The following is a 16890-nucleotide window of genomic DNA, read 5'->3' as shown; positions in this document are numbered from 1 at the left end:
GGCCCGGCGCGGCGGCACGGGCTGACTGCGGGGTTCGGGCTGGAACCGCGGGCTTGCGCGGGCCAGGAACGCTCGGGTGAATCTGGGGCTCCTCGGAGCTATGAGGCATGGTGAGTTGTCTATCAAACGCCGAGGCGCGGGGCATCGGCGGGTTGCGTGGAAACGGCCCCCGTGGCGGGCTCCCCGTCTCCGTCGGAGGCGGCGGAGAAGAAGTCCAGTTGGCCGTCGGTCGCCGTCGGCCGACCCGCTGCCCCACGGGGCGCTGGGATCTCGGCCGGGTCGAGCGGCCTGACCTTCTTCAGATGCCGCCACCGAGGCAGGGCGTCCAGGTAGGACCAGGACAGTCGGTGGTGCGGCGTCGGCCCCAGCTCGGCCAGGGCCGCCTTGTGCACGGGCGCAGGATAGCCCGCGTTGGCGTCAAAGCCGAACTCGGCGTGGTCCGCGCCCAGTTCGGCCATGAGGGCGTCGCGGCGCACCTTGGCGAGAACGGAGGCCGCAGCCACCGCGACACAGCTGATGTCGCCCTTCACCACCGTGCGCACACGCCAGGGCTCGCCGAGATAGTCGTGCTTGCCGTCGAGGATCACCGCGTCGGGTCGCACCGGCAGCGCCTCCAGGGCGCGGACGGCGGCCAGCCGCAGTGCCGCCGTCATGCCCAGCTCGTCGATCTCCTCGGGCCCGGCGTGGCCCAGGGCATGGGCGGTGACCCAGTCGGCGAGCACCTCGGCCAGTTCCTCCCGCCGCCGGGCGGTCAGGAGCTTGGAGTCGGTCAGACCCTCCGGTGGTCGGCGCAGACCGGTCACGGCGGCGCAGACTGTCACGGGGCCGGCCCATGCGCCACGGCCGACCTCGTCGACACCGGCGATGACCTTCGCTCCGGTAGTCGCCCTCAGCGACCGCTCGACGCGATGTGTGGGTGGGTCGTACGGCACACCGCTCAGCCTACTCGGCCGGTGTCGCCGCCTCACCGGGGGCCCACCCGGGCAGTGGTTCGGTGCGGCGGTCCCATTCCTCGGGCGGTCGGCCGTCGAGGCCGGAGGCGAGCACTCCGCCGACGATCGCGCAGGTGGTGTCGACGTCGCCGCCGGCGGTCGCGGTCGCCCAGACGGCTTCGGCGAAGTCGCCGCCGTGCCGGGCGGCGGCCCACAGCGCGAACGGCACGGTGTCGTGAGCGCTGGTACGCCGGCCGCAGCCCAGCACGGCGGCCACGGTGGCGACGTCGCCGTAGTCGAGCATGTCGCGGGCCCGACGCAGTCCGGCCTGGACGGCGCTGCGGGGCACCAGCTCCACCACCGCGTCCAGCAGGCGCGGCCCCTCCTCCGCCCGCCACCGCAGGACCCCGGCACGCAAGGCGGCCGCCGCGGCCACCGCCATCGCGCCGCACACGGCCTCCCGGTGCTGGTGGGTGACAAACGCCGAGCGCTCGGCCTCGGCCGCGGCGCGCTCGGCGTCGTCGGCGAACCAGGCGCCGAGCGGTGCGACACGCATGGCGGCCCCGTTGCCCCAGGAGCCGTGTCCGTCGAAGAGCGCGGAGGCCAGCTCGCGCCAGTCGGCGCCTTCCTGCCGGATCTGCCGCAGCATGCGGTTGACGGCCGGCCCGTAGCCCCGGTCGAAGTCGTGCCGCCGGGCGAAGGAGGCGGCGAGTTCGTCCTGGTGGACGGCTCCCCGCTCGGCGAGTACGGCGACGACGGACGCTGCCATCTCGGTGTCGTCCGTCCACTGCCAGGAGCCGGGCGGCACCTCGCGCCGGTGGAGGAGCGGATAGTTGGTGGGCACGAAGAACTGCGAGCCCAGGGCGTCCCCGACGGACAGCCCGCGCAGGCTCGCCATCGCTCGGCGGTGACGGACGGGGTCTACGGTCATCGTGCCGGAAACTCTATCCCGAGCTGTCCACATCGGTCAGTCGATGGGCGGTGGGTTCTCCGGTGGCCGGTGGGGGCGCATGGTTCCGGCGATCACAGCATCTCGTAGGACTCAGGCTGGCACCAGCGCTCGAAGGGCCGGTCGAGGTGGTAGCGACCGTCGACACCGAGGAGCAGCGCCCGTGTCTCCGCGTTGTCCGGGTTCGACAAGGACTCGAACTCGGCGACACTCCAGTGCATCCAGCGCATGCAGAACAGCCGCATGGTGAGTCCGTGGGTGACCAGCAGGACGTTCGGCGGGTGGTCGGGGGACTCGAAGCTGCGCCACAGGCTCTCCAGGAACGCGCCGACCCGGTCGTACACGTCGGCGCCGGACTCGCCCTGGGCGAACCGGTAGAAGAAGTGCCCGTAAGCGTCTCGGGCGGCCTTCTGGCGGCGTACGTCGGCGCGGTCCTGCCAGTTTCCCCAGTCCTGCTCGCGGAGCCGGGGTTCCTCGCGCACTCTGGCGAGGGAAGGGTCCAGGCCGAGCATCCGGTACGTCTGGAGGGTGCGGCGGTAGGGCGAGACGTAGGCGGAGACCCGTTCACCGCCGAAAAGCTCCCGCAGCCGCTCACCGGCCATGATGGCCTGACTGCGGCCCCGGGCGCTGAGGGCCAGCGCGTGGTCGGGCACGCGCTCGTAGACGGAGTCGTCGACGTTGCCCTCGGATTCCCCGTGCCGCAGGAGGACGATGCGACGTGGACGTGCCATGACTCCAGCGTAGCCGCGGCGATGCGGGCGGTCAGACCGGGCCGGTCCTGGCCTCGACCGTCCATGCCGGCTCCAGGTCGATGACGTCGCCGTCCACGGCGGCCAGGTCGGCGAGGGTCTGGGCGCGCAGCGCCAGGCGCTCGAGCCGCTCGACGCGGTACTTGCCGTGTTCGGCCCGCGAGTCCCACATCGACAGCACCAGGAACTCGTCCTCGCTCGCCGCCTGGGCGAACAGTCCGCGCAGCATCCCCGGCGAGCCGGCCATCGCCGGGTTCCAGACCTTCTCCTGCATGTGGGTGTAGTTGTCCACGCGGTCGTGGTGCACGGTGCAGTGCGCCACTCTCAGCAGGTCGGCGCCGGTGAACTCGGGGCGGAAGCCGGTCTTGACGTCGAAACGGTGCTCGAAGAGCAGCGCCCGCAGGTCCCGGTAGGTGCCGACCTGAGCGGCGTGCAGGCGGTCATGGGAGCGGGCCATGAAGGAGTCGTAGAAGGAACGGCTCTCCCAGAAGCCGAACAGGTGGGCGGTGCCGGGCCTGGACCGGCTCCAGCCGCCGCCCTGCCCGCGGAACCCGGGTTCGCCGAGCAACCCGGCCCACTTCCGCTGCGCGCGTTCGAAGCCGCGACGGTCGGTCACCACACACCGCATCCACTTGACCAGCACCGCGCCATGGTACGGCCATCCGGGTCACCGATCGTCCTACTTCCCGACGCCGACCGACGCCGACCGACGCCGACCAACGCCGTGCGACGCCGACCGAGCGACGCCGACCGACCGACACCGAGCCGCGCCGCCCACGCCGACCGCCCGCGCTCGGCGTGGGGCAGGGCGCGCCGGAGGGGCGGCGACCGCCGTGGGTCGCCGCCCCTCCGGGCGTGGGCCGTGCCCTGATCAGGCCGTGCGTCAGCTGCAACCGCTGGTGGAGCCGCAGCCTTCGCAGAGGTAGCAGCTGCCGGCGCGGCGCATCTTGGTGCCGCAGGAGAAGCACAGCGGGGCGTCCGCGCTCAGCCCGAGCTGCATCTCCGCCAGCTCGGTGGAGTTGTGTGCCTGCGAGGGCGCCGCGGCGGGGGCGGCGGCCGGCTTCTCACTCTGGCGCGGCGCGGACTGCGCCAGACCCTCCACGTCGACGTCCTCGTCCGGCTCGTAGGAGCCGGTCTCCAGGTGCCGCTCACGCTCGGCGGCCGAGTGGATGCCGAGTGCGGAACGGGTCTCGAAGGGGAGGAAGTCCAGCGCCAGTCGGCGGAAGATGTAGTCCACGATGGACTGCGCCATCCGCACGTCCGGGTCGTCGGTCATACCGGCCGGCTCGAAGCGCATGTTGGTGAACTTCGAGACGTACGTCTCCAGCGGAACGCCGTACTGGAGGCCGACGGAGACGGCGATGGAGAAGGCGTCCATCATGCCCGCGAGGGTGGAGCCCTGCTTGGACATCTTCAGGAAGACCTCGCCGAGGCCGTCGTCCGGGTAGGAGTTGGCGGTCATGTAGCCCTCGGCGCCGCCGACCGTGAAGGAGGTGGTGATGCCGGGGCGGCCCTTGGGGAGCCGCTTGCGGACCGGGCGGTACTCGACCGTCTTCTCCGGCGCCTGCTCGGCGGGAGCGGTAGCGGTAGCGGCCTTGCTCTCCTCGTCCTTCTTCTTGGCGGAGAGCGGCTGGCCGACCTTGCTGTTCTCGACGTAGACGGCGAGCGCCTTGGTGCCGAGCTTCCAGCCCTGGAGGTAGATCTCCTCGACGTCCTCGACGGTGCTGGAGCTGGGCATGTTGACGGTCTTGCTGATCGCGCCGCTGAGGAAGGGCTGGGCGGCGGCCATCATCCGGACGTGGCCCATCGGGGAGATGGAGCGCTCGCCCATGGCGCAGTCGAAGACCTCGTAGTGCTCGGGCTTGAGGCCGGGTGCGTCGACGACGTTGCCGTGGTCGGCGATGTGCGCGACGATCGCCTCGACCTGCTCGGACTGGTAGCCCAGTCGCTTGAGCGCCTTGGGCACGGTGTTGTTGACGATCTGCATCGAGCCGCCGCCGACCAGCTTCTTGAACTTCACCAGCGCGAGGTCGGGCTCGACGCCGGTGGTGTCGCAGTCCATCATCAGGCCGATGGTGCCGGTGGGCGCGAGCACGCTGGCCTGCGCGTTGCGGTAGCCGTTCTTCTTGCCGAGCCGCAGTACGTCCTGCCAGGACTCGGTGGCGGCGGCCCAGACGGGGGTGTCCAGGTCGTCCATCCGGGTCGCGGCGTCGTTGGCGTCGGCGTGCTGGCGCATGACGCGGTTGTGCGCCTCGGCGTTGCGGGCGTAGCCGTCGTAGGGGCCGACGACACCGGCCAGCTCCGCGGAGCGGCGGTAGGAGGTGCCGGTCATCAGTGAGGTGATGGCACCGGCGAGCGCCCGGCCGCCGTCGGAGTCGTAGGCGTGGCCGGTGGCCATCAGCAGCGCGCCGAGGTTGGCGTAGCCGATGCCGAGCTGGCGGAAGGCGCGGGTGGTCTCGCCGATCTTCTCGGTGGGGAAGTCGGCGAAGCAGATGGAGATGTCCATCGCGGTGATGACCAGCTCGACGACCTTGGCGAAGCGCTCGGCGTCGAACGACTGGTTGCCCTCGTTGTCGTCCCGCAGGAACTTCATGAGGTTCAGCGAGGCGAGGTTGCACGAGGAGTTGTCCAGGTGCATGTACTCGCTGCACGGGTTGGAGGCGGTGATGCGGCCCGTCTCCGGCGAGGTGTGCCAGTGGTTGATGGTGTCGTCGTACTGGATGCCGGGGTCGGCGCAGGCGTGGGCGGCCTCGGCCATCTTGCGGAACAGCGCCCGGGCGTCGACCTCCTCGATCGTCTCGCCGGTGAGCCGGCCGCGCAGCGGGAACTTCCCGCCGGACTCGACGGCCTTCATGAAGGCGTCGTTGACCCGGACGGAGTTGTTGGCGTTCTGGTACTGGACGGAGGTGATGTCGTCACCGCCGAGGTCCATGTCGAAGCCCGCGTCGCGCAGCGCGCGGATCTTCTCCTCCTCCTTGACCTTCGTCTCGATGAAGGCCTCGATGTCCGGGTGGTCGACGTCGAGGACGACCATCTTGGCCGCGCGGCGGGTGGCGCCGCCGGACTTGATCGTGCCGGCGGAGGCGTCTGCGCCGCGCATGAAGGAGACCGGCCCCGAGGCGTTGCCGCCGGAGGAGAGCAGTTCCTTGGAGGAGCGGATGCGGGAGAGGTTCAGGCCGGCCCCGGAGCCGCCCTTGAAGATCATCCCCTCTTCCTTGTACCAGTCGAGGATGGACTCCATGGAGTCGTCCACGGACAGGATGAAGCAGGCCGAGACCTGCTGGGGCTGCTTGGTGCCGACGTTGAACCACACCGGGGAGTTGAACGCGAAGATCTGGTGCAGCACGGCGTAGGCCAGCTCGTGCTCGAAGATCTCGGCGTCGGCGGGCGACGCGAAGTACCCGTGCTCCTCACCGGCCTTGCGGTACGTCTTCACGACGCGGTCGATGAGCTGCCTGAGGCTCGTCTCCCGCTGCTCGGTGCCCAGGGCGCCGCGGAAGTACTTGCTGGTGACGATGTTCGCGGCGTTCACCGACCAGAAGTCGGGGAACTCCACGCCGCGCTGCTCGAAGTTGACCGAGCCGTCGCGCCAGTTCGTCATGACGACGTCGCGCCGCTCCCAGACGACCTCGTCGTACGGATGCACGCCGGGAGTGGTGTGGATGCGCTCGATGCGCAGCCCCTTGTTCGCCTTGCCGCCCTTGGCACGGGAACTCCGCGCCGGGCCGCTCGTCGTCTCAGTCATTCCGCCTCCCTGTGCGGGCATAACGCCCGATGTGCCCCGGTACTTCCCGGTTCACGGTTACTGTCTGGTCGCCGGCCGCGTCAGCGCGGGCCGGTCCTCTCGCGCGTGCGCGCGCCGTCAGCCGGCAGCGCTGGACTGCGGCCGACGCGCGGCGGCGGTGGCGGTCGCGGGGTCCTGATCGGAACCGGCCCCGCCGGTCCGCGCGGTTTCCCCGTCCGCCCGGGCGGACGGGGAAACCGTCCGCAACTCCTCGATCGCGGCCTCGAAGTCCTCCAGCGAGTCGAACGCCCGGTAGACGGACGCGAACCGCAGGTAGGCCACCACGTCCAGCTCCCGCAGGGGGCCGAGTATGGCGAGGCCGACGTCATGTGTGGACAGCTCGGCACTGCCGGTGGAGCGCACCGCCTCCTCGACCCGCTGGCCGAGTTGGGCGAGGGCGTCCTCGGTGACCGGGCGTCCCTGGCATGCCTTGCGCACTCCGGCGATCACCTTGTCCCGGCTGAAGGGCTCGGTGACGCCACTCCGCTTGATCACCGTCAGTGACGCGTTCTCCAGTGTCGTGAACCGACGGGAGCAGTGCGGGCACTGACGGCGACGGCGGATCGCGGTGCCGTCATCGGTGGTCCTGCTGTCGACGACGCGGCTGTCGGGGTGTCGGCAGAAGGGACAGTGCATCGCGTCCCACCCTCTCTCACCCTCGATGGCGCAGCATGATCCGACGGCTCCGAAGGCCGGTCGCCCAGCGGTCGGAACCAGCCCCCAGCATAGGCGATCCCCACCGCCGAAGAGCACGCGGGGACACAACCTGTAGGTGGCCGGGAGCTATGTAACCACTAGATCTGGGGGCGACTGGAGCAAACACGCGGTTTCGCGGTTTCGCGTGTCGCCGCGCCGCCCGGCCCGGAACGTACGAGAGAGTACCCCAGGCGACCCCGGGCACCGGCGTCCGGGAGGCACCGGGCAGCGGCGAGTCCGCGCCGCTGCCGGGCACCCCGCCGGCGGCCCCGCCGAGCACGCACCGCACCCCGAGAGACCGACGCCGCGCATACACCGCGCGGGCCGCGACCGGCAGGCGAACCCGCACATTTCACTCGAACGTGTGTTTGGCGCAACCTTTCGAAAGCAACTACCGTTGCCCGTAGGGAGAACCGTTTGAGAGGGGCCGACGTGACCACCACCGCAGACAGCGCAAGCATCGCCGCGCAACAGCGTCTCGACCGTTCCGGGAGGCCGGCGGAGCCACCCCGGCTCGGTCGCGCACCCGGTTCGCCCGTTCCGACCGAGACCGCGCCCGGCAAGCCGGGCCGGGCCCTGCCGGGCCGCCCCCCCGGCATCCGCGCGGACAGCAGCGGCCTCACCGACCGGCAGCGCCGCGTCATCGAGGTGATCCGCGACTCCGTACAGCGCCGCGGCTACCCGCCGTCCATGCGGGAGATCGGCCAGGCCGTCGGCCTGTCCAGCACCTCCTCCGTGGCCCACCAGCTGATGGCCCTGGAGCGCAAGGGCTTCCTGCGCCGCGACCCCCACCGGCCCCGGGCCTACGAGGTGCGCGGCTCCGAGACGCCGACGAGCACCCAGACGGCCACGGAGACGGCCGGCAAGCCCGCCGCGTCGTACGTGCCGCTGGTCGGCCGGATCGCCGCCGGCGGTCCCATCCTGGCCGAGGAGTCCGTCGAGGACGTCTTCCCGCTCCCCCGCCAACTCGTGGGCGACGGCGAGCTTTTTGTCCTCAAGGTCGTCGGCGACTCGATGATCGAGGCGGCCATCTGCGACGGCGACTGGGTCACCGTGCGCCGCCAGCCGGTCGCCGAGAACGGCGACATCGTCGCCGCCATGCTCGACGGCGAGGCCACCGTCAAGCGCTTCAAGCGGGAGGACGGCCATGTGTGGCTGCTCCCGCACAACGCGGCCTACCAGCCGATCCCCGGTGACGACGCCACCATCCTGGGCAAGGTCGTCGCCGTCATGCGCCGGGTCTGAGCGGCCAGCTCCCGAGCCGCCGGCCGGCGTACGGCGGCGGCCGGCACAGCCGCCGCTTGTCACGTGCGGTCCTCCCTACCGCCGGACCGGGCCCCGGGGTCCTTCTGCGCCTTCCCCGGGGCCCGCCTTCACGCAGGCGCGCACAGCGTCAGTCGGTCGCCGCCTTGCGGGCGGCCTCGTCGATCGCCGCCAGTGAGCGGCGCACCTGGTTGCGGTCCGTGGTGTACCAGAAGTCCGGCATCGAGGCCCGCAGGAACCCGCCGTAGCGGGCGGTGGCGAGACGGGGATCGAGCACGGCCACCACGCCCCGGTCGCCCGAGGCCCGGATCAGCCGCCCGGCGCCCTGCGCCATCAGCAGCGCGGCATGCGTCGCGGCCACCGCCATGAACCCGTTGCCGCCGGCCTCCTCCACGGCCTTCTGCCGTGCGCTGGTGAGCGGGTCGTCCGGGCGCGGGAAGGGCACGCGGTCCATCACCACGAGCTGACAGCTCGGGCCCGGCACGTCCACTCCCTGCCAGAGCGACAGCGTGCCGAACAGGCACGTACGGTCGTCGGCCGCGAAGCGCCGGATCAGCTCGCCCAGCGTCTCCTCCCCCTGCAGTAGCACGGGCAGGTCCAGGCGGCCGCGCAGCTCCTCGGCGGCCGCCTGGGCGGCCCGCATCGAGGAGAACAGCCCGAGCGTGCGCCCGCCGGCGGCCTCCACCAGCTCGGCCAGCTCCGCCAGCATGTCGCTCCGGCTGCCCTCGCGGCCGGGCGGGGACAGATGCCGGGCGACGTAGAGGATGCCCTGCTTGCGGTAGTCGAACGGCGAACCGACGTCGAGGCCGCGCCACGGCGGCAGCTCCCCGTCGTCCTGACCCTCCGGGCCGAGCCCGAGCGAGGCGCCCACGCCGTTGAAGTCGCCGCCCAGTTTGAGCGTCGCGGACGTGAGGACCACCGAGCGCTCGTGGAACAGCTTCTCCCGCAGCAGGCCGGACACCGACAGCGGGGCGACCCGCAACGAGGCGCCCCGGCGGTCGTCGCGCTCGTACCAGACGACGTCGTACTCGGACGCCGCGGCCACCCGCTCGGCCACGTCGTGGACGTTCTCCACGGAGGCCAGCGCCTGCTTCCGCACTGCGTCCTCGTCGGCCACCGACCGGTCCTTGGTGTCGCCGAGCGCGGTGATCGTCGCCCGGGCGGCGTCCCTCAGCAGGGCGAGCACATGGGCGAGATCCTCCGGGATCTCCTCCAGACGCCCGGGCAGCGCCAGTTCCATCAGCGCCTCGAAGCCGTCGGCGGCGTTCTGCAGCCGGTCGGCGATCTTCTCGTCGACCAGCTTGGCGGCTCGCCGCACCGCCCGGGTGACGCCGTGCGGGGTCAGCTCTCCGGTCGCCACCCCGGTGACCCGGGAGACCAGCTCGTGCGCCTCGTCGACGATCAGGACCTCGTGCGGCGGCAGCACCGGGGCGCCCTCGATCGCGTCGATCGCCAGCAGCGCGTGGTTGGTGACGATCACCTCGGCCAGCTTGGCCCGCTCGCGCGCGGCCTCCGCGAAGCACTCGGCGCCGTAGGCGCACTTGGAGGCACCCAGGCACTCCCGGGAGGACACCGAGACCTGCCCCCAGGCGCGGTCCGACACCCCGGGGGTGAGGTCGTCGCGGTCCCCCGTCTCCGTCTCGTCCGCCCAGTCCCGCAGCCGCAGCAGGTCCTTGCCGAGCTTGCTGGAGGGTCCCGAGGCGGCCCTCGCGGCGGCCTCGTAGGGGTCGAAGAGGCTCGGCTCGTCCTCCTGCGGCGCCCCCTCGTGCAGCCGGTGCAGGCACAGGTAGTTGGACCGCCCCTTGAGCATCGCGAACGCGGCCCGGCGGCGCAGCAGCGGATGCAGCGCCTCCACGGCCCGGGGCAGGTCGCGCTCGACGAGCTGGCGCTGAAGGGCGAGCGTCGCCGTGGCGACCACGACGCGCTCGCCCTGCGCCAGCGCCGGCACCAGATAGCCCAGGGACTTACCGGTGCCGGTACCGGCCTGGATGAGCCGGTGGCTGCCCTCCTCGACCGCCTCGGCCACGGCCTCCGCCATGGCGACCTGGCCGGGCCGTTCGGTGCCGCCGACCGAGGCGACGGCGGCCTGGAGGAGGTCGGTCAGGTCTGGTCTGCCGGGTGTTGTGCTCATAGGGAAGCAACCTTACGCGCCGCCACCGACACCCACCGCCCGGTCACCGGACGCCCGCTCGGATCACGCCACCGGCCCAGGCGCCACCGGTCCGGGCGCCGCCGCCCCAGTCGCCACCGGCCCAGTCGCCACCGCCCCAGTCGCCACCGGCCCAGGCGCCGCCGGCCCGGGTACCGGGCCCAGGACAGCGGGCGCGGTCCGGCTCACGGCAGGTGCAGCGGGTTCGGCACCGAGCCGTCGACGACCGCGTGCGGGCGTCCCGGCCGGTCCCGGTAGCCGTCGGCGTGCAGCCGGTTGCGGTTCAGGCACAGCCGTCCGATGCGCGGGGTGAGCAGGTCGAACAGTTCGTAGCGCGGCTTCAGCTCGGGGAAGCGCCGCTGGTGGCGCAGTACGGTCTCGCGCACCAGCGACCAGAACTCCCGCTCCGGCACGCCCAACTGCTCGGCGCACAGCGGCGCCAGATAGCGGAACACTCCGACGAACAGCCCGGAGTGGATGAACTGCGGCAGGAAGTCCGCCGGTTCGGTGAGCAGCACCTCCCGGACGTCGGGCGGCAGGTCGGCGTGTTCGGGCAGCGGTGTGGCGCTGAGGTTGACGTCGTCGACGAAGTCCTTCACGGCGAGCCGGACGGGCACGTCCTGTTCGTCGAAGACGACGATGACGTTCTCCCCGTGCGGCGAGAAGACGGTGCCGTAGCGGTAGAGGAAGTGCAGCAGCGGCGGCAGCAGGGCCTCCATCAGATGGCCGAGCCACACCCGGGCGGGCAGTGCGGAGCGGTGCACCAGTTCGGCGGTGAGGGCCCGCCCTTGCGGGTCGGTCTGGAGCAGCGCGGCGAGCGTACGGGCGCGTTCGCCGCCGTCGAGGTAACCGCCGACGGGCTCCCGCCAGATGCAGCCGAGCAGTTCGCGGTACTGGTAGGGCACGCCGGGCAGCCGGTCGTAGTACGGGTGCCGGACGGTCACCGACGCGGTCTCGCCGAGCAGGACGACCCGGGTGTCCTCGCGGAGGAAGGGGTCGTTGTCGCGCACGTGGTGGATCCAGCCGGTGACGGCGGGCGCGGCGAGGGTGCGTTCGGTCGGCAGGCCTCGCCACACGAGGGTGTTGAGCACGGACAGCGGCAGCTTGACGGTGCGCCGTCGCGGTCTGCTGACGTTGAGCAGGGTGCGGATCGACTGCTGGGGCAGCCGCAGGTCGTCGTCCGCCGGCAGCGGGAGCAGCAGCCCCTCGGCGAGCTGCGGGGCGAACAGGGTGCTGATCGTCTCGTCCCACTGCCAGGGGTGCACGGGAAGCCACAGGTAGTCGTCGGGGTCGCGGCCGGCGTCGCGGACCGTTTCGGCGAAGGCTGCGCGCACCGGGGCGTCGAGTTCGGTGCGGTACAGCGTGTCCGGGTCGGCCAGTGCGGGCACGGCCCGGTAGGCGGCGATCTCGCGGTGGGCGGCCAGCCAGGGCAGCCGGTGGGCGGTGCGGGCCTCGGGCGCGTAACGGGTGGCGTCGGTGGCGGAGAAGCCGAGGCGGCCCTTGTTGGCGACGAGCCAGGGGTGGCCGGTCTGATGGCCCTCGAGTTCGGCGTAGTCGAGGTCGGCGAGGTCGGCGGCGGACAGCGCTCGGGAGCTCAGGTGGACGTCGGCGCTGAGGGTGGCGGTCAGTTCGCGCAGCAGATGGCCGGTGGTGTCGCCGGCCATGCCGAGCAGGCTGTCGTGCGCGAGGGTGAGGAACTCCAGCGGGTCGGTGGCGGGGGTGAGGCTCTCGGGGGCTATTCGCCAGTGTCCGTAGGCGCCCCGGGTGGCGCGGAAGCGGTAGTGGGGGCCGCCGGGCACGGGCAGTTCGTAGTCGCCGCCGCCGGTGTGCGTCGGAGTGATGACGCCCTCGTAGGCGAGTTCGGCGAACAGCTTGGCCAGGAGTTGTCGGCAGGCGAGTCGCCAGTCGGCGGGGGTAGGGCGCAACTCGGTCTCCTCTGTGGGTGTCGTGGCGCGGCCCGGTCGGGGTCGCGTGGTGACGGAAGGGGCGTGCCCGGGTCAGCGGAGGCAGCGCAGCGCCCGGTCGTAGACGACGAGGGCGGCACGCTTGTCGGGAAGGTCGATCTCGGCGGTGAGCCGGAAGCCGGCGGCGAGGAACGCCGCGACGGAGGGCACGTTCCGGATGTCGGGTTCGGCCAACACACGGCGGCAGTCCGGGCGTTGGTCGAGGACGAGGTCGGCGACCGCGCGCAGCAGGGCGGTTCCCAGGCCCCGGCCCCGGCGGTCCGGCGGGCCGAGCAGCAGATGGATCCCGGTGTCGTGCGGCCGTACGGGGAAGCTGCGGGCGAGCGGGTCGAGATCGGCCCGGTACAGCTCCCAGTAGCTCATCGGCGCGCCGTCCAGCACACCCAGGCACGGGACGCTGCGGCCGTCGCCGGTCAGCTGCGCCGCGAGGTGGTCGGCGGTGACCTGCTCGGGGCCGGCCAGCTCCCAGTACTCGGCGACCGCCGGGTCGTTCATCCACTCGACGAGCAGCGGCAGGTCCCGGCCGGGCCGGACGGGTTCGAGGCGGAGGACACCGACGGGGGTGTGGACGTGCGGCCAGTCGGCGACGCCGTCGAGCAGGTCGGGCGGGCTGGTGAGGGCGGTGCGCGGGGCGGGGTGCGCGCGGGGCGGGGCGAGCAGTTCCGGCGGTAGTTCGACCTCCAGGGTGTCGTCGCCGCCGGAGGGGCGGCGTTCCCTGTGGTGGTCGGTGAACGTCATGGCGGTGCCTTCCCGGCCTCGACGGCCTGTTGACTCGCTGCTTCGCGGTCCGGGCCGCCGCGTCGACCTGCTCGGTCGTCGGGGGGCCGGCCGCGGGTCACCGGTGGAGCGGGTTGGCGATCGTCACGTACACGGACTGGGTGTCCACCGGTCCGACCAGCTCGTCCAGGCCGTGCAGGCGGGTGAGCAGGTTGGCCTTGCAGCGCAGCGACGGCGCGTACAGCAGGTGGTCGGTCACGGGTGAGGCGCCACCGCCGGCCTCGGTGGTCAGGAAGGACCGCAGAGCGGCGAGCAGCAGCCGTTCGTCGGCGAGCTGGGCGGAACCGAAGGCGCCGACGAGTCCGAGGACGTTGTTGACGAGCAGGTAGTAGGTGAAGCGTTCGTCCACGACGGCGTCGCTGACGAAGCTGTCGCTGGCCTCGCCGAGGCCGGGCAGGCGGCGTTCCAGCCGCTCGCGGTGGGAGGCCCGGAAGTAGTAGCCCTGGTTGTCGCGGTAGCGTCCGCCGCGGGGCCAGCCGGCCTCGTCGAGGAGGACGAGGGTGTTCTGCTGGTGGGCCTCCAGCGCCACGCCGGCTACCGCGTCGAGCCGCAGCAGCGGCGCGATCACCGCGCCGAGATAGCGCAGGAACCACTCGGCGGCGACGGCGGCCTGGGGCCGTCCTGTCCGGGCGGCCAGCCGTTCCACCAGGCGGGCGAGGTGGGAGCGGAGGCGTGCGGGGTCCTGCGGCCAAGGCCTGGGCGAGGTGAGCGCGGCGAGGCAGACGGCGTGGTCGTCGGGCCCGAAGGGGTTGTGCCGCAGGACGGTGTCGAGGCCCGGCAGGGGGCGGCCGTCCTGGTCGTCGACACCGATCCACGCCGGGTCGCGCACGATGTCGAAGTCCGCGCCGGTGGGAAGGGCCGCCCGCCACTCCTCGGCCAGCCCGGCGCGCAGCAGCCGGTGCACTTCCACGCCGCGCAGCAGTTCCTTGCGCAGGTTCTCCCGGCGGGAGTTGGTGATGCGCAGCGAGAGCGACAGCTTGAGCATGGCGGGTGCGCCGGGCCGGTAGACCGTGCGGACGGAGGAGGTGGGGTGCCAGTGGGCGTCGCCGCGCGGGCCGAGGTCGTGGAGCAGCCCCTTGTCGAAGAGCGCCGCGATCTCGGGGCGGTGCCGCGCCTCCCGGGCCTGCCACGGGTGCAGCGGCAGCGGGGCGCTGCCCTCGGGGAGGCCGGAGAGGTCGCCGGCGAGTTCTGCGGTGAGCCGCTCGGCCGGTACGGCCCTCCCGCCGCGGTGCCAGGCCGAGTCGGCGGCCAGCGCCCGGTGGTCGACGGCGAACCAGTGCAGCCGGAAGGAGCCGTGGAGTTCGGGCGAGTAGCGTGCCGTCTCGCCGTCGGAGAGGCCGGTGCGGCTTTTCGGCGCCGGGTGCAGCGGGTGGCCGAGCAGCAGGGACTGTTCGGCGGCGAGGAAGGGGTCGGCGCCCGGTGACGGGCCCGGGTCGGCGCGGCGTTCGGTGAGGAACAGCGCGGTGTGGCGCAGCGAGTCGGCGACGCGTGCCACCAGGTCGACGCGGTCTGCCAGGTCGGTGGCGGGGTCCGGCCTGTCGCCCGACGGCGTGGCCGGGACGGCGGGTTCGGTGTCCCGGGTGCGGTCGTCGCCGGTGTGGTGGCGGGCCAGGCGGCCGAGCAGCGCGGCGAGGGTGACGGCGTCCAGCGGCGGCTCGGCCGGGTCCGCGTCGGCGAACGTCGGCGCTCCGAAGCGGTGCCAGCCGGTCGGTGACCAGTAGCGGACGGGGACCTTGACGGCCGGACCGCCGGTGGCGGAGTCGAGCAGCAGGGTGTCCGGCGTGCCGGGGTCGGGGGCGAGGCCGCGTTCGCGGACCCAGCAGCGCAGCAGCGCCTCGGTGGTGGCGGCGTCGGCGGCGGTGTGGGCGTCCGGGTGGTCGAGCGGGTCCTGCGAGCGGTGGTCGTCCTTCGGCCGGGGGCCGGCGTCGGCGGGCCGGGTGGCGGGGAGGACGCGCTGACGGGGTACGCCGGCCGGTGCGTCGGTGTGTGCGGCCGGTTCCCCGGCGCTTGTCCGGGTGGCTTCCGCTGTCCGGGTGGCTTCCGCGTCGGCTTCTGCGCTCACTGCGACCTACCTCCTGGCTCGGTGCCCATGCGGGCTCCGCACCGGCTAACGACGGGAAGGTCGGGGGAACACGGCCGTGCTGACGTCGCGTCGGGCGCACGGGTGCGTCCGACGGCGCGACGGCGCGCTTCGACGCGCCCCCGCGCCCATGACGGCGGTGCCGCACGTCGGCGCGCCACCGTGGGAACCGAGGACCCGCCCGCCGCCGTCGTAGGCGGCACCGGCATAGTGGGGGAAGCCCCGCTCGGCGCGGTGCATGACAAGTACAGGGCAAATTGATCCACATCAGGGGGAGTTCATCCATGTCAGCATTCCGTAGCGGAACACGACGTCGGTCGGTCGTGTCGGCCGCCGCCGTCGTCGCCGCGCTCGCGGTCACCGCCACCGCCTGCGGTCCCGGTGACGACGAGGCCGGCGGCGACCCCAAGCCCACGCTGTCCGCGCCGGAGCTGGACAAGAGCGCCCTCGACAAGCTGGAACTCCCGAAGGACCTCCCCTTCTCCCTGGACGACCTGAAGAAGTGGAAGGAAGGGGCCTGGAACGACTGGGACCCCGAGGGCTGGCTGAAGGACGCCAAGGAGTTCATCAACCCGATCATCGAGGACCTCTGGGACCGCGAGCGGATGGGCGACGCCGAGGAGCCCGAGCGGGACGTCGACGAGGACGAGATCGACGACGAGCCGGCCGGCGACGGCTCGGGCGAGGACGAGGGCGTCACCGACCCCACCCCGCCGGTCGTGTCCGCCAAGCCGGTGGCCACGCCCTACACCAGCACCGCGCCGGCACACGGCAAGGTCTTCATGGACACCCCCAAGGGCCAGATGGTCTGCTCGGCCACCGCGGTCAAGGACCCGAAGAACCCGGGCAAGTCCAACCTGGTCGCCACCGCCGGGCACTGCGTGCACGGCGGCAAGGGCAAGGGCTGGTTCCGCAACGTCGTCTTCGTCCCCGGCTACAACTCCAAGGGACTGCCGGACTCCCAGCTGGAGAAGGCCCCGAAGCAGGACGTCCTCCCGCACGGCGTGTGGTGGGCGCAGAAGGCGTACACCACCGACTACTGGCGCACCACCGGCCAGGAGCGCGGCGGTATCGGCGCTCAGCAGGACTTCGCGATGCTGCGGGTGAAGGCCGAGAACGGCGGCGGCAAGTCGCTCGAGGAGACGGTCGGCGCCGCGGTGAAGGTCAACTTCGAGCTGCCGAAGGTGGCGGGCATGTCGGACCTGACGGCGCGCGGCTACCCGGCCGCCCCGCCGTTCGACGGCAGCAAGATGAACAGCTGCACCAGCAAGCCGACCCGGCTGACCATCGACCCGGAGCAGCCCACGATGTACCGCATCGGCTGCACGATGACCGGCGGTTCCTCCGGCGGCGGCTGGCTCGCCAGGGGATCCGGCGGTGAGGACGAGCTGTACTCGGTCACCTCGATCGGCTCGGTCACCGCGACGTGGCTGGCCGGACCCCGGCTGGGCGCGGACGCCAAGAAGGTCTTCGACGAGATCACCAAGTGACACCGCCCGGGGGCGGGCCCGGGACGACCGGGCCCGCCCCCGGCGCACGTCCCCACC

11 protein-coding genes and 1 pseudogene are annotated in these 16890 nt (G+C 72.5%); 2 read left to right on the top strand and 10 right to left on the bottom strand.

Features of this window, described 5'->3' with window-relative positions; genetic code table 11:
* Positions 1-122: 122 nt before the first annotated feature.
* The 6 genes from rnhB to nrdR form a co-directional block, all read right to left on the bottom strand.
* Positions 123-932: a ribonuclease HII gene (rnhB, locus tag FNX44_RS12525; RefSeq protein WP_143648139.1), complete on the bottom strand. Its 810-nt coding sequence runs from the start codon at positions 930-932 to the stop codon at positions 123-125.
* A gap of 10 nt (positions 933-942) precedes the next feature.
* Positions 943-1863: an ADP-ribosylglycohydrolase family protein gene (locus FNX44_RS12520; RefSeq protein WP_143648138.1), complete on the bottom strand. Its 921-nt coding sequence runs from the start codon at positions 1861-1863 to the stop codon at positions 943-945.
* Between the two features lie 92 nt (positions 1864-1955).
* Positions 1956-2612, bottom strand: a complete 657-nt coding sequence (locus FNX44_RS12515; protein ID WP_143648137.1) for a histidine phosphatase family protein — start codon at positions 2610-2612, stop codon at positions 1956-1958.
* Between the two features lie 31 nt (positions 2613-2643).
* Positions 2644-3273, bottom strand: a complete 630-nt coding sequence (locus FNX44_RS12510; protein ID WP_143648136.1) for a YdbC family protein — start codon at positions 3271-3273, stop codon at positions 2644-2646.
* A gap of 240 nt (positions 3274-3513) precedes the next feature.
* Positions 3514-6375: a vitamin B12-dependent ribonucleotide reductase gene (locus FNX44_RS12505; RefSeq protein ID WP_143648135.1), complete on the bottom strand. Its 2862-nt coding sequence runs from the start codon at positions 6373-6375 to the stop codon at positions 3514-3516.
* A 117-nt stretch (positions 6376-6492) separates the two neighbouring features.
* Entirely contained in the window at positions 6493-7050 is a 558-nt protein-coding gene (gene nrdR / locus FNX44_RS12500) for a transcriptional regulator NrdR (protein ID WP_143648134.1), read from the bottom strand.
* A gap of 630 nt (positions 7051-7680) precedes the next feature.
* Here nrdR and lexA point away from each other — a divergent pair.
* Positions 7681-8355: pseudogene (gene lexA, locus FNX44_RS12495) on the top strand (transcriptional repressor LexA); the annotation flags it as partial.
* 148 nt (positions 8356-8503) lie between these two features.
* Here the strand turns inward: lexA and FNX44_RS12490 are convergent.
* From FNX44_RS12490 to FNX44_RS12475, 4 genes are all read right to left on the bottom strand, one after another.
* Positions 8504-10504: an ATP-dependent DNA helicase gene (locus FNX44_RS12490; RefSeq protein WP_143648132.1), complete on the bottom strand. Its 2001-nt coding sequence runs from the start codon at positions 10502-10504 to the stop codon at positions 8504-8506.
* A 203-nt stretch (positions 10505-10707) separates the two neighbouring features.
* Positions 10708-12447, bottom strand: a complete 1740-nt coding sequence (locus FNX44_RS12485; protein WP_143648131.1) for an IucA/IucC family protein — start codon at positions 12445-12447, stop codon at positions 10708-10710.
* 72 nt (positions 12448-12519) lie between these two features.
* Positions 12520-13224, bottom strand: a complete 705-nt coding sequence (locus tag FNX44_RS12480; protein ID WP_143648130.1) for a GNAT family N-acetyltransferase — start codon at positions 13222-13224, stop codon at positions 12520-12522.
* Positions 13225-13321: 97 nt separating this feature from the next.
* A complete protein-coding gene (locus FNX44_RS12475; RefSeq protein WP_143648129.1) occupies positions 13322-15325 on the bottom strand; it encodes an IucA/IucC family protein in 2004 nt (667 codons plus the stop codon).
* A 302-nt stretch (positions 15326-15627) separates the two neighbouring features.
* On the opposite strand from FNX44_RS12475, the gene FNX44_RS12470 reads away from it, so the two are divergent.
* On the top strand, positions 15628-16833 hold the full coding sequence (locus FNX44_RS12470) for a trypsin-like serine peptidase (protein WP_143648128.1): 1206 nt from the start codon (positions 15628-15630) through the stop codon (positions 16831-16833).
* Positions 16834-16890: the final 57 nt, after the last annotated feature.

Source organism: Streptomyces alkaliterrae, from assembly GCF_007097205.2.
GTDB lineage: Bacteria > Actinomycetota > Actinomycetes > Streptomycetales > Streptomycetaceae > Streptomyces > Streptomyces alkaliterrae.
Note: the sequence above shows the minus strand (reverse complement) of the source record. Positions and strands in the feature narration are given on the sequence as shown.